This is a genomic window from Acinetobacter sp. 778_lipA, from assembly GCF_058242985.1.
In genome coordinates, this window is record NZ_JBZAYT010000001.1 from 2,188,023 (window position 1) to 2,202,080 (window position 14,058).

The 14,058-nt window shown below is 36.0% G+C and carries 14 protein-coding genes; 7 read left to right on the forward strand and 7 right to left on the reverse strand.

The annotated features are described in order from the left end of the window. Window positions 1-23: 23 nt before the first annotated feature. From AC4CUY_RS10415 to gcvH, 5 genes are all read left to right on the forward strand, one after another. On the forward strand, window positions 24-1,223 hold the full coding sequence (locus AC4CUY_RS10415; protein WP_419327243.1) for an acyl-CoA dehydrogenase family protein: 1,200 nt from the start codon (window positions 24-26) through the stop codon (window positions 1,221-1,223). A gap of 180 nt (window positions 1,224-1,403) precedes the next feature. Further along, the gene (locus AC4CUY_RS10420; RefSeq protein ID WP_336951032.1) at window positions 1,404-1,892 is read left to right on the forward strand and encodes a GNAT family N-acetyltransferase; all 489 of its coding nucleotides are present in this window, start codon (window positions 1,404-1,406) and stop codon (window positions 1,890-1,892) included. A 256-nt stretch (window positions 1,893-2,148) separates the two neighbouring features. After that, window positions 2,149-2,598 carry a MaoC family dehydratase gene (locus AC4CUY_RS10425; protein WP_419327244.1) on the forward strand — a complete coding sequence of 150 codons (450 nt, stop codon included), beginning with the start codon at window positions 2,149-2,151 and terminating at the stop codon, window positions 2,596-2,598. A 93-nt stretch (window positions 2,599-2,691) separates the two neighbouring features. After that, entirely contained in the window at window positions 2,692-3,723 is a 1,032-nt protein-coding gene (locus AC4CUY_RS10430; protein WP_004720255.1) for an AraC family transcriptional regulator, read from the forward strand. A gap of 117 nt (window positions 3,724-3,840) precedes the next feature. Then, on the forward strand, window positions 3,841-4,215 hold the full coding sequence (gcvH, locus tag AC4CUY_RS10435; RefSeq protein ID WP_419327245.1) for a glycine cleavage system protein GcvH: 375 nt from the start codon (window positions 3,841-3,843) through the stop codon (window positions 4,213-4,215). Between the two features lie 105 nt (window positions 4,216-4,320). Here gcvH and AC4CUY_RS10440 read toward each other — a convergent pair whose 3' ends face one another. The 7 genes from AC4CUY_RS10440 to AC4CUY_RS10470 form a co-directional block, all read right to left on the reverse strand. Beyond that, window positions 4,321-5,376, reverse strand: coding sequence for a 3-deoxy-7-phosphoheptulonate synthase (locus tag AC4CUY_RS10440; RefSeq protein ID WP_419327246.1), 1,056 nt, complete (start codon window positions 5,374-5,376; stop codon window positions 4,321-4,323). A gap of 494 nt (window positions 5,377-5,870) precedes the next feature. After that, the gene (locus AC4CUY_RS10445) at window positions 5,871-7,844 is read right to left on the reverse strand and encodes a sensor domain-containing protein (RefSeq protein ID WP_490774083.1); all 1,974 of its coding nucleotides are present in this window, start codon (window positions 7,842-7,844) and stop codon (window positions 5,871-5,873) included. 668 nt (window positions 7,845-8,512) lie between these two features. Further along, the gene (locus tag AC4CUY_RS10450) at window positions 8,513-9,379 is read right to left on the reverse strand and encodes an MBL fold metallo-hydrolase (RefSeq protein WP_419359710.1); all 867 of its coding nucleotides are present in this window, start codon (window positions 9,377-9,379) and stop codon (window positions 8,513-8,515) included. Between the two features lie 6 nt (window positions 9,380-9,385). Then, window positions 9,386-9,796 carry a DUF6691 family protein gene (locus AC4CUY_RS10455; RefSeq protein WP_490774084.1) on the reverse strand — a complete coding sequence of 137 codons (411 nt, stop codon included), beginning with the start codon at window positions 9,794-9,796 and terminating at the stop codon, window positions 9,386-9,388. Between the two features lie 2 nt (window positions 9,797-9,798). Continuing rightward, window positions 9,799-10,215, reverse strand: a complete 417-nt coding sequence (locus AC4CUY_RS10460) for a YeeE/YedE family protein (RefSeq protein WP_419359712.1) — start codon at window positions 10,213-10,215, stop codon at window positions 9,799-9,801. A gap of 403 nt (window positions 10,216-10,618) precedes the next feature. Beyond that, window positions 10,619-11,362: an ATPase gene (locus AC4CUY_RS10465; RefSeq protein ID WP_490774085.1), complete on the reverse strand. Its 744-nt coding sequence runs from the start codon at window positions 11,360-11,362 to the stop codon at window positions 10,619-10,621. A gap of 6 nt (window positions 11,363-11,368) precedes the next feature. After that, on the reverse strand, window positions 11,369-11,626 hold the full coding sequence (locus AC4CUY_RS10470) for a hypothetical protein (RefSeq protein ID WP_303576033.1): 258 nt from the start codon (window positions 11,624-11,626) through the stop codon (window positions 11,369-11,371). Between the two features lie 233 nt (window positions 11,627-11,859). Here AC4CUY_RS10470 and AC4CUY_RS10475 point away from each other — a divergent pair, with 233 nt between their 5' ends. After that, entirely contained in the window at window positions 11,860-12,171 is a 312-nt protein-coding gene (locus AC4CUY_RS10475) for an ArsR/SmtB family transcription factor (RefSeq protein WP_336951009.1), read from the forward strand. A gap of 124 nt (window positions 12,172-12,295) precedes the next feature. Beyond that, window positions 12,296-14,023: a SulP family inorganic anion transporter gene (locus tag AC4CUY_RS10480; protein ID WP_336951008.1), complete on the forward strand. Its 1,728-nt coding sequence runs from the start codon at window positions 12,296-12,298 to the stop codon at window positions 14,021-14,023. The last annotated feature ends 35 nt before the right edge of the window (window positions 14,024-14,058 follow it).

Consider the following 14,058-nt stretch of genomic DNA (forward strand, 5'->3'; position numbering starts at 1 on the left):
TTAGAAGATAAAGGATAAAAATCATGAATTTACAAAATCCAAAAAAATTCCAAATGCTTTTAGATCAAGCACACGAAACTGCATTAAATGTTTTACGCCCAATTTCTCGTAAATACGACAAAGCGGAACATGCCTATCCAAAAGAACTCGATATGCTCGCATCGTTACTAGATGGCATGAACGATGGTGGCGATGGACTCAACGCTGGTGCTGCGATTAATAAACGTGGCGATACAGACAGTAATAATAAAAATGGCACAAATATGTCTACCGCATTGGGTGTGATTGAAATGTGTTATGGCGATACAGGCCTATTGCTGACCATGCCACGTCAAGGACTGGGAAATTCAGCCATTGCTGCCGTCGCCAATGATGAACAGCTTGAGCGTTTTAAAGGAACATGGGCTGCGATGGCCATCACTGAACCTGGTTGTGGTTCTGACTCTGCTGCGATTCGTACAACCGCAACCAAAGATGGTGATGATTACATTCTGAACGGTGAAAAAATATTTGTCACCTCTGGGGAACGTGCTGACTCAGTCGTGGTTTGGGCAACTTTGGATAAGAAATTGGGGCGTGCTGCGATTAAATCTTTTGTAGTACCAAAAGGCACACCTGGTATGAAGGTAGAACGTCTTGAACATAAACTAGGTATTAAAGCATCCGATACAGCAGCAATTAGTTTTATTGACTGTCGTGTACCTGGAGTCAACTTACTCGGTAATGCAGAAATTGATGTAGCCAAAGGTTTTGCGGGTGTGATGGAAACTTTTGATAATACCCGCCCACTAGTTGCAGCTATGGCAGTAGGCTGTGCCAAAGCTTCTCTAGAGCGCATCAAAGAAATCTTTAAAGATGAGCTAGATCCCGACTATGCAACCCCATATTTGCAAACCTCAAATTTGGCTGCGCAAATCTATCGGATGGAGGCAGAATGGGAAGCTGCACGTTTACTCACCATAAAAGCTACATGGATGGCGGATAATAAAAAACCCAACTCTCGTGAAGCTTCTATCGCCAAAGCAAAAGCTGGGCGTATTTGCAATGAAATCACTTTAAAATGTGTAGAGCTGGCTGCTAGTATGGGTTATAACGAAGATGAATTATTAGAAAAATGGGCGCGTGATTCAAAAATTCTAGATATTTTTGAGGGAACGCAACAGATTCAACAGCTGATTATTGCCCGTCGAGAATTGGGTAAATCTTCAAGTGAATTAAAATAGCCTAGTAGCAAAACTTGTAAATTTACTTAGGGTTTGTTGGCATTTCATAACTAGACAAATTGTCAACAGACCCTATACAACTATTCAAGTGGTAAAGTTTTGATCAGTTGAATTTTTAACTGATCACAAAAGGTAGAATTTTTGTTATAAAAATTCTACCTTTTTTATTTTCATTTACTTATGTACCAAATTAGAACGATACAAATACAAGACAATCCATCGATCGCACAAGTCATTCGTGAAGTATCTAAAGAATTTGGCTTAGCCCCTGAATCAGGCTTCGCAGTGGCCGATCCGATTTTAGATGATTTATATCAGGTATACGCTCAACCTAATGCTCAATACTGGGTCATTGAGGATATAAATGGTCGAGTTGTTGGCGGTGGAGGACTTTCACCATTACAAGGAGATGCAAGCATATTAGAGATTCAAAAGATGTATTTTTTGCCTGAACTTCGTGGTTTAGGCTTTGCCAAACTAATTCTTGAAAAGTGTTTCGAATTTGCACAACAACAAGGCTTTCAATCCTGTTATTTAGAAACTACACAAGATTTATGGCAAGCCATTAAACTCTATGAAAAGTTAGGCTTTAAGCATTTATCGGAACCTAAAGGTAATACTGGTCATAGCCATGTTTGTGAAGTTTGGATGCTTAAAACATTGCTTTAACGCGTCTTGAGCTTGCTCAATTCACTTTGGTCGTATTTTCATTACTTTCAGGACATTAGACAATGTTATTATGATCTGAATCATTCTATATTTTGATTGATATTTCAATACGACTTAAAAAAATGATGACTGGCAAAAACAGTCATTGAAATTGCTTAATGGTGACTTACAATGAAAGAGTTTAGATAATTTAATTTTTATGCGTAGAACATCATTATTTATGAGTATTGTGTGAAATTAAGGGAATGTATAAACAATGTTGTACTTGGAAGATTTAAATATAGGCGATCGTTTTAAAAGTCGTGAGTACGAAATGACTTTGGATGAGGTTTTAGAGTTTGCGCATAAGTATGATCCGCAAATTTTCCATACTGATGCTGAAAAAGCCAAAGATCACCCGATTTTTAAAGGACTTGCTGCAAGTGGATGGCATACGTCTGCAGTTACTATGCGTCTTTGGACAGAATGCTTCCCTGTTGCTTATGGCTTAATTGGTTCAGAATCAAGTTTAAGATGGCCAAAACCCACACGTGTGGGCGATAAAATACATGTTGATGTCGAAGTTGTGGCTATCCTGCCGTCTAAAACCAAAAATGATCGCGCAATTGTGACCTATGTAACACAAGCAAAAAATCAAGATGATGATGTATTGTTGATTTCAACCACTAAAATTGTGGTCTTTAAACGCAATTTTGATGCACATTAATCCTAAATTTGTCTTACAATATTTAAGGGTTTTTCCATATCATGACAATATGATTAAACAAGTAAAAACAATGTTCAGAGCAATGGAAAGCACATGAAAACAGTCTCAGCTCGCCAAGATCAGGGAATTCCTGGTGTTTATGGACTATTATTACTAGATATTGTTTCTCGTTGGGGATATAGCGCAGAAACACTTTTCGCACCCTTTAATTTTACCAGTGAACAGTTAGCAGATCCTGAGTGTCGGATCCCAACACCGCTTGCCAATGAATTGATTAAACATGCATTAAAACTTACCGGTGAAAGCACCTTAGGCTTTCATCTCGGTACACAAATGCGTATTTCCATTCATGGCTTTATTGGTTATGCTATCATGACAGCACACGATATTACCGATGCGCTTGTTTTAGCCAACCGTTTTATCCAGTTGCGTATGCCCTTTCTACAATTGTATTTCTCGACTTTTGGTGAAAAAGCCACACTTCAATTGCAATGTGATATCGAAATCGAACCTTTGCGCACAGAAATTGTGATGGGGCTAACCTTTGGTATCATGACCATGGCAAAAGCCTTAACCGGCATTGATTATTTGCATGGCGATATCGATTTTGATTTTCCCAAACCTGATGGTTTTGACAAATACATCGAGAAACTGGCAAAGCAATACAATATGCGTTTTGAACAGCCACATCTCATTGCAAGTTTTGACAAATCCTACTTGGGCTTAAAAATGGTCAATGCTGACCCGATTGCCAGTCAAATTGCGATTAATCAATGTGAAGCAGAACTTTCAGCTTTGGGTGAAAGACGTCGTTTGGCGATGCGTGTACGTGATATCTTGACCCATTCGGAACAGCATTATTTAAGTATTGAAAATGTCGCAGATCGTCTGCATATGTCAGACCGTACATTAAAGCGTCAGTTGGCTGCCGAAGGTACTTCTTTCTCTACACTGGTAGATGAAGTACGTTATCGCCATGCCACATCGTTACTTTCCCGTACTGACTATACACTGGAACAAATTGCAGATGAACTCGGTTATAGTGATGTTGCAAACTTTAGTCGTGCATTTAAACGCTGGAGTGGTCGTAGCCCAAGTAGTTGGCGCAAAGACCCATACTTATAATGTGATTTATCACGATTATTTGTTTCGATGAATAAGTTTATCAGTATCTCTGCTTTCTGTTTTGATTAAAAAACCTGTATAACTCGTGCCAAAAATAAATTGATTAATGGAGTCATTATGAATCATCCTTCAAATTTGAAATATGCAGCTACACATGAATGGGTAAAAATTGAAGGTGATCTTGTGATTACTGGTATTTCTGACCATGCTCAAGATGCTTTAGGCGACTTAGTCTACGTTGAAGCGCCTGAAGTGGGTAGCCATGTGGTTGCTGGTGCTCAAGCTGGTGTAGTTGAATCCGTTAAAACAGCATCTGATATTCATGCGCCTGTTTCTGGTGAAGTTGTAGAAGTGAATACTGCCCTCGAAGATGATCCTGATTTTGTGAATGACGACCCGTATGGCAAAGGTTGGATTTATAAAATTAAACCAGACAATATTGCAGATGTTGAAAAGTTACTCAGCAATAGCGAATATGAAGCTGGTCTTTAATTTTTAAAATACTAATGCTTAAAAATAATGTTTAAACACAAAAAGATCAGATGAGTCTGATCTTTTTTGTTTTTGTCGTTAAATAAAGTATATAAAGGCATTTAATTAAGCCATCAGCAACAACTCCTGTTTCGAAAGCTGCTCTGCAACATCCAACAGCAATTGCTCCGTCTTATTCCACCCCAAACAACCGTCTGTAATAGATTGACCATAAGTCATATCACAAGAGATTTTTTGATTACCATCTACCAAATGACTTTCTAACATTACACCACGTACCTTGGTCACATGTCTTTCTTCAATGATTTGCTGTAAAACCAACGGTTGCTTTAAAGGATCTTTACTGCTGTTACCATGACTACAATCAATCACCAATGCTGGTAATTTCCCTTGATGCTGCTGGCGGATCTGTTGGATCGATTCTGCATCATAGTTTGTGCCTTTATTTGAACCACGTAAAATGATGTGTGCTAAAGGATTACCATGACTATGTACAAGACAAGGCAATCCCTTTTGGCCCATGGCTAGAAACTGATGAGGATGACTTGCAGATTGGATTGCATCTAAAGCAATTTGAATCGAGCCATCTGTCCCATTTTTAAAGCCAATACTAAAAGGCATATGACTTGAAATTTCACGATGAATTTGTGATTCGCTGGTACGTGCACCAATAGCCCCCCAAGCCAATAAATCATCAAAATATGCAGTTGCCATAGGGCTTAGAATTTCACTGGCGATCGGCAAACCTTTTTCAATAATTTGTAAATACAATTGGCGTGATTTTTCTAAACCCAATTGCATATCAGCAGATCCATCTAAATTTGGATCGTATAAAAACCCTTTCCAACCCACTGTTGTACGTGGCTTTTCAATATATGCACGCATCACTAGAAAGATTTGATCTGACACTTTTTCTTGTAATTGTATTAAGCGATCTGCGTATTCCAATGCGGATTTTTCATCATGAATAGAACATGGGCCTGTAATCACCAATAAACGGTCATCTGTACCATCGAGAATATTTTCAATTGTTTGGCGTTGCTCAGTGATTTGTAAAGCGAGCTTATGTTTTAATGCAAATTTTTCTTTTAACTCATAAGGTAAACTGAGTTGAGTTTCTATGGTTTGATTTTGTTGTAAAGCAATATTTAGTGCATTCATGATGTATTCCTTTGGACTCTATAAAGTCCGAACTTTTATTTGAGCGTATGGGATCTATTCAAATGGGCGATCAGGTTTTTCACTTGACCAAAGTAAGTCCAATAAAAGTTGCTAAAGTATACGTAGTTAAATTTCATCATGACATTCTCCAAAATCTTTACACTTAATTGATTCAAAATATTTTTAACATTCAGATATAAAAAAACCTGATCGGTGTTGCCGATCAGGTATTAACTTTGATGGGCAACCAATTCATTGCCCGAACGACTTCAGGCAATTATCTAAAGAATTGCCAGAAATAATAAGAAGTAGCGATTACAGGTTGCTTTTTCATCTTTATGTCGTTCATAAAAATCTATATTGAATTTACAATACCTGTAGTCTGTAGACTTTTCAAGCCCTTTTTTAAAGTTTTTCTATATTTTATGTATGGAATACAAATGATTGAGTTAAGACACAATTTAACCTAATCATTGGTGATAATCCAAAGCCCATCACTTCAACATTTCTTGTACTTGTTTAGCACAAATCGCTTGGCTAAATAAGAAACCTTGGCCAAATTTACAGCCCATGGCTCTTAAATTTTCAAGCTGCTGAATTGTTTCAATCCCTTCTGCAATAATATCTAAAGAAAGGATTGGACCTAATTTTGCAATACCTTCCACAATTGCTTTAATCGACTTTTCTTCATGCATACGACTCACAAAATTATAGTCAATTTTTAAACTATCTACAGGGTAATCTCGGATATGTGTCATCGATGAATGCCCTGTTCCAAAATCATCTAAGGCAATTCGAACGCCTTCTTGTTTAAGTTTTTTCAACGCTCTGATGACATATTCATAGCCACGGTCTGCCAAAACATGTTCAGTAATTTCAATTTCAACAAGATGGTGTGGAATTGCATACTGGGTTAAGCGCTTCAATAAAATCTCGGCATAATTATCCCGCATAAACTCTACAGGCGAAGCATTGATTGAAACAGGCAACACTTTAAAGCCTTGTTTGATCCAATGGGAAATATCTGTAAATATTTTATCATGCATTGTTTCACTGATTTTGGTTGCTAATTCAAAATCATTAAATGCTTCAGCAACTGTCGCTGGTAAATAAACATTTCCCTTTGGATCGCGCCATCTCAATAGTGCTTCGAAACCAATAATTGAGCAATCATCAAGTTTCACTTTAGGTTGATAAAATGGTTCAACTTGATTATTACGGATAATTTGACGTGCTGTGATTAATTGTTTCGCCTTGCCTTGAGCAATTTCAAACATGTCTACACCAAACATACGAATACCACCACGACCTTGTTCTTTAAGATCATTTAAAGCAGCATCTGCACATTTCAATAAACCTGAACCATCTTTGGCATCCTGCGGAAAAATTGAACCGCCAATACTCATTCCGCCATTGAGCAATTTACCACTATAAGTAATAGGTGCGTCCAATTGTTTCAATAATTTTTGGGAAACAGCCTCAATCTGCTCATGACTTTCCACATGGTCAATCACTACTGCAAATTCATCACCATCTAGTCTTGAGATATATGCATTGTCATCTAAACAATGTGCGAGACGCTTCGACAAGACTTTAAGTAAATGATCACCAGCAGAATGCCCTAAAGTATCGTTGATATACTTAAAATGGTCTAAATCAATTAGTAATAATCCAATTTTACTTCGATTCTCTCGGGCTTTAGTAATAGAGGATTTTAACTTTCTTTTAAATGCACGACGATTCATCAGACTCGTCATTTCATCAAATTCACAAATAACTCTTAATTTTTCTTCAGCAATACGTTGTTTCGTTATATCCCGTGAAACACATAAAATGCTAGTAGTTTGACCATTTTCATTGATAACAGGGGTTAAAATATTGTCCCAATACATGGTTAAGTTGCCGAACACACTTTTACCAGCAAATCTAGAATTCTTGCCTTTTACAGCTTCTTTAATGGCTTTTTTGCCTTGTTCACGCACTTCGGGTGGTAATAGTGCAAGCCATTCCATACCAAAATTTTTTACTTTTTCTTGCCCTAGTAAGGCAATACAACCAGATTTATTCATCTGTGAAACATAACCATCTGGTGTGATAATTTTAATACAGTCGACACTTACATCAAGCATATCGGTATTGGCTTTTAATGACTCATTGGTTTCACGTAATAGCATTACACGATCATGAATATTGGTACAGGTTATAGTCCAATCAAAAAATTGTTGTTTATAAACTGTACTTTGTGCAATCAACGAAAACCATTGATATTCGCCATTCACATGGCGGATACGGCATTCTTTTTCAAAACGTTGTCCAGTTTTTTGCGCTGATATCCAAATATTGTAGATATGCTCTGCATCATCTGGATGTAAGCATTTAATCCAATCTGAATCACAAATATGATGAGTATCTACGCCAATAAATTCTTTTAATGGTGTATTACAATATCCAATCCCTAACTTTGTCACCTAGATAAGGTGGGGTATCAAATCCAAGGCTTTTTTGACTTCATTCAAAATTTGCGCAGATCGAGGACTTATAGACTTTGGAAACGAATCCACCTGATTCAAACTCGAATGCAAAGGTAAATAAATGCCTGCCATAAATTAATCCTATCTATCAACGCAAAATTAAGATAAACCATCGTTCAAACTTATATGTATTTAAAATAACCACAGATTCATATATCACTTAAGCGTCGAGTCATTATTTTTTTCAAATAGTCATGTGACACAAATCACACTTTAAGTAATAAGTTTAAATTGTATACAATAAAGCTTATAAAATCTATTCTTTTAAGTTTTTAAGTATGTTTCAAATTTATGACAAATCCTTATTTATTTAAATTATCCTTAAATATCAAATTGATAAATAAATTTTATCTTTTGTAATAACAGTAATCCCGCTCTCTCTTTTGATTTTTCTAGAGAAACTTAATTCCATCATTGAGTTCTGCCCTTATTCCTAATAATCTTAACAATATGCATAATCAAATCAATCATTGCGCAATTTTCAAGCATATTAAAGAAGATTATTTTAAAAAATTAAATAAAAAATCATGATTATTAAATCTGAAAATTATTGAATAAAAATTCAAATCATTATCATTTAATAAATACATTTTAATTTAAGCAATTTACCTAAAATAATTTAAAGGTAATTTTAAATAACGAACACCATTCTTTTCAGGCTCAGGAAATTGACCTGCATTCATATTAATTTGAATAGCTGGAAGGATTAGTTTCGGCATAGACAATGTAGCATCACGTTGTTCCCGCATAGCAATAAATGCTTGTTTAGTGACTCCTGTATGGATATGGATGTTTTCTTCACGTTGGGTCTTTATGTTTGTTTGACAATGAAAATCTTGGCGTGATTCTGACAGGTAATCATGGCATAAATACAACCGAGTATACTCGGGTAAGTTAAAAATTTTCATTACAGAATCATAAAGTTGTGCAGCACTGCCCTTTGGAAAATCACAACGCGCTGTGCCATAATCAGGCATAAACAAAGTATCACCAACAAAGGCTGCATCACCAATCACATAGGTCAAACAAGCTGGGGTATGACCAGGCGTAGGGAGATTATATGCCTCTAACTTGCCAATCTTAAAAATCTCATGATCTTTAAATAAATAATCAAAGGAATGCTGTGCTTTTAAAGCCTCATAATCAAGATGATAAATTTGACTAAAAATATCTTGAACAGTCACAATTTTTTCACTCATGGCGATTTGACCACCTAACTGTGCTTTTAAGTATTGCGAAGCTGTTAAATGATCTGCATGTACATGTGTTTCAAGAATCCACTGCACTATAAGATGATGTTTTTGAATATACTCAATAATATGGTCTGCATGTGTTGTCGATGTTGTTGCAGATGCCGCATCATAATCCAATACACTGTCAATAATGGCACAGTATTGAGTTGCAGGATCAACCACCACATAACTAAAGGTATTACTGGCTTCATCAAAAAAATCTTGTACAAATGGATTCATAAAAAATTATGCTCCTGTCACTTTGCGATGAATCAACACGCCAAACAGCATGGCAGCAATAAAATATAGGGCTTGATAATGACCTAAACCAATCAATGTAAATGCTGGTGCTGGACAAATTCCAGCAATTCCCCAACCTATACCAAAAATGAAAGCGCCTGCAACTAACTTTGTATCGAGTTGGGTATTTTTTGGTAATTCGATCACTTCATTAAACACAGTCACTGATTTTCGTATCGCTTTTTGAAAAGGAATAAATGCGACTACAATTGCGCCGATCATCACAAAAGCCAGACTTGGATCCCACTGCCCGAATATATCTAAGAAACCGATGACTTTGGCTGGATTCGACATACCCGAAAGCATTAAACCTACAGAAAATAGCCCGCCAAAGATAAATGCAAAGATATTTTTCATGATTAAGCTCCAATCACATGGCGCATCACATACACTGTGATAAATCCAGCCAGCATAAAGATACAGGTTGCGACAATTGAGCGTTTAGACAAACGACTTATCCCACAAATTCCATGACCACTGGTGCAGCCTGAGCCTAATCTTGTGCCAAAGCCAACCAATAGACCTGCGATGACAAGTAAAATTGGGCTTGTCGTTAGGATCACAATTTCAGGATTAAAAATCTGTCCATAGATAAATGGTGTGATAAATAATCCCAACAAAAACCACAAAGCAGGGGTTTTAAAAATCGTGTGTGTATTGAGGACTTGTGCAATTAGACCACTTACCCCTGCTACACGACCATTTACAAATAGGTAGCCAACCACAGCAAATCCGAGCAGAAGACCTCCCCAAAAGGCCAATATAAAATCATGCATTGCTTTAAACCCATACAATATATGTTTTTATAATATATAATTATTTAAATTAATCAACTTCATCATTCAGATAAATATATGTAGAAATATGCAAATAAAAGGCATAACTGCAAATACAATCCCTATATGCTCTACCAAAGAGTTGCACAGCATTTTTTTAGTTTTGATTTAAAAATATGAATAATTTTATTTACTTTTATTTTTAAAAATCAATATTTTATGATTTATTTTAATTTTTAATACTTTCCCAATAGACTTCTTTTATAAGACCTTTTTAAGCAATGCATCAAAATAAAATCCCTCTTATCCTTGCCTTCTCAAAAACTAAGAAAGAACTTTCAATACCAATATACTTCACTCAGCAGGATTATTTTTAGGTTATGAAAGAGATATAATCATCAGATTAATTAAACTCACTCAATACTTTGTCTACAAACCATTTAGGGAAATACTCTACAACAGGATTTAGTTTTAGCACTTCACCCTTTTCTATCTCTGCAATAAAAGCTGCTTTTTCACCGTGACTTGAATTATCAAAAATATATGCACGATCTGAGGCTTCAATTGCCAACATCAATAAATCTAAACTACGGTAATAGCGCTCACAGATTTTCTGCACTGGTACAGCATGACCACCTGTAGCAACCCTATATTGCACACGTCCAATATTAATTTTTGGGTCAACGGTTGCCACATAGTACAGATATATTTTAAAGCCTTGTTTCTGGGCTTCACGTAGAAACTCAACTTTGCTGATATGCGACATCACAGTTTCAAAAGTGAAACTCATTTTTAACCTTAAAAATTCCATCCGAATAAAATCGATAATGCGTGCGCAAAGATAGGAGTCGATTTCATCTCGGTTAAATATAATGAGTCCATCCACAATTTGTGGTTTTGAGGTTAATAGCGGCACGACTTGGTCATTTTTTTTACGTTTTTTTTGTTTTAAAAATTTCAGTAACGCTGCGCTAGATAAATCATGATGATAATCATCTAAGCACAAACTTTGAGTCGCAGATAATTGTTTTTCAAGCTCATCTGCATTTAAATATGCCCCAATCTGATGGGGCGCTAAATAGTCTTTAATTGTGCTTTTACCTGATCCGTTTGGACCAGCAAACATTCTTATTCTCGGCTGTCGCATATAAAGTTATGCCATCACCTCTTGTTTCTTTTTACGTTTTAACACACTGTGTTTAAGCTTGGGAACCACATAGGCAGAAGATAAATCTTCAACAACTTTGACTTCACCATTGCTTTGTTGGACCAGCTGTTGATCTTTTACATAAGTGATTGTAGCGTTTGACTGACTTGCATGATTAAATGCCGCACTAAACGCATCGATAGCAAGCACTGGAATCGTTGCCTCCTCACGTAATGTCGTCTTCATTGCTGTAAATGTCGTCATGTCATATATCCTCAGCATAAACTTTAGCTGTAGTTACATCTTAACATATCACTTATTTTTGTCTATTTATTCATCATTGAACACAGAAAATCTATTTCCGTAGAAGATTAAAATACAATGTTAAGATATATTCACAAAATTGATTTAGAAATTCATCAAAAAACATATGCTAAAAGCCATACGACAACTTCCGACACAGTTATAATGTGCTAAATAACGGATAGAACCTGCCTATGTCTAGTGATCTTGAAATTGATGTAATGCGTGAATCAGCTTCTTCAGTGGTAACTATTTTAAAATCTTTAGCCAATACAGATCGCTTATTAATTTTATGCCATCTTGCTCAAGAAGAGTTAAATGTTTCACAAATAGAAGAAAAAACTCAGATCAACCAACCCACCCTTTCTCAACAATTGATGATGTTGCGTAAAAGTGATGTTGTTTCGACGCGCCGTGATGGAAAGCAAATTTATTATTCTATTAAAGATCAGAAAATGACGGTGGTATTGTCAACATTATATGATTTATATTGTCCACAAATTTAGCTTTTCTTTTAACATTAGATAAATTTAAAATAAAACAATACCTTATATACAAAAATTAGTTGTCACTATTTTTCTTAGCATTTTTTATGCATAATATATATGAAAATATGCTAATTAAATTCAAATGGCTGATCCTAAAGTTCAACTCAGTAAAATACTTCCTGTCTGGCAATGGCTCCAAGACTATAATGTTCCTAAATTTAGAGCCGATCTTCTTGCTGCTTTAATCATCATTGCAATGCTTGTACCACAAGGCATGGCTTATGCTATGGTCGCAGGCTTACCCCCTGTGACAGGCTTATACGCCAGTATTTTACCCATGATCATCTATGCCATTGTTGGCGGTAGCCCAACATTGTCTATTGGTCCTGTAGCACTGATTTCTATGATGACCTTTGCAACACTTGAACCCTTATATGAGGTAGGCTCACCAGTCTATATTCAAGCTGCATGTTTATTGGCACTTCTTGTCGGTATACTTTCAACTTTACTTGGCATTTTCAGATTCGGATTTTTAATTCGTTTAATCAGTCATCCTGTCATTAAAAGTTTTATCATCGCCTCCGCAGTGCTGATCGCACTTAGTCAAGTTAAGTTTATACTTGATATACCTTTAAAATCAGGCAATGTTATTGAGTTTATCCAAAGTATTTGGCAATACATTAACTTTACTAGTATTGAAACTTTGATTTTTGGGGTTTGCTCCATACTCTTTTTGCTTTACATGCCTGTTTTCTTTAAATCAAAGTTATGCAAATCATTTTCAAATTATCTTCAATTCTGGGTTAAAGCACTGCCCTTGGTTCTGGTGTTTATTTCGATTGCGTTAATACATTTCCTGCATATAGACCAATTTGGTATCAAAACTGTGGGTGAGATTCCTTCGGGATTTCCACCAATTGCCATGCCTTACTGGCGCTGGGATTTGGTGATCCAGCTTTTACCTGGTGCAGCCATGATTACCATGGTGAGTTTTGTCGAATCTATTTCTATTGCACAGACCACAGCATTTCAGCAACGTAGTGAGCTTAATAGTAATCAAGAGCTGATTGCACTGGGTTTAGCCAACTTTAGTGCAGGTGTCACATCAGCATTTCCTGTGACTGGCAGTTTATCACGTACAGTGGTCAATGCTGATGCAGGCGCAAAAACGCCTATGGCTGGCGTTATATCATCAATTTTTATCGTAATTGTGAGCTTGTATTTTACTGGGTTATTTAAAGAGCTTCCTTTGGCTATTCTTGCTGTCACCATTATAGTATCAATTTGGAAGTTAGTTGATTTTAAACCTTTTGTCGAAACATGGCATTATTCCAAAGCGGATGGAATTGCCATGTGGGTCACATTCTTTGGGGTATTGTGTATCGATATATCAACAGGTTTGATTATTGGTATTATTTCTACATTTTTATTGCTGTTATGGCGTATTAGCCGTCCGCATATTGCCGTCATTGGCTTAGTTGAAGGCACGCAACATTTCCGTAATATTTCAAGACATGATGTTTTAACAAGTACCAATATTGTGTCTATTCGTATAGATGAAAATCTAAGTTTTTTAAATGCCAATACCTTAAAAGAATTTATCATTTTAGAAGTCAGTAAACATCCAGAACTACATCATGTAGTGATCAATTGCTCAAGTATTAGTAATATTGATGCAAGTGCTTTAGAAACTTTGGAAGAAATCAACAGTGATTTAAATAAATTAAAAATCCAAATGCATCTCACAGAAGTCAAAGGCCCAGTCATGGATCGTTTAAAACAGTCCAATTTAATTAAACAGCTCAGTGGAAATATTTATTTAACGCATTACCAAGCCATGCATAAATTGGATGCTCAAACTTTTAGTTAAATAATCGTTTAAATTATCAACATTTTTCATTATGA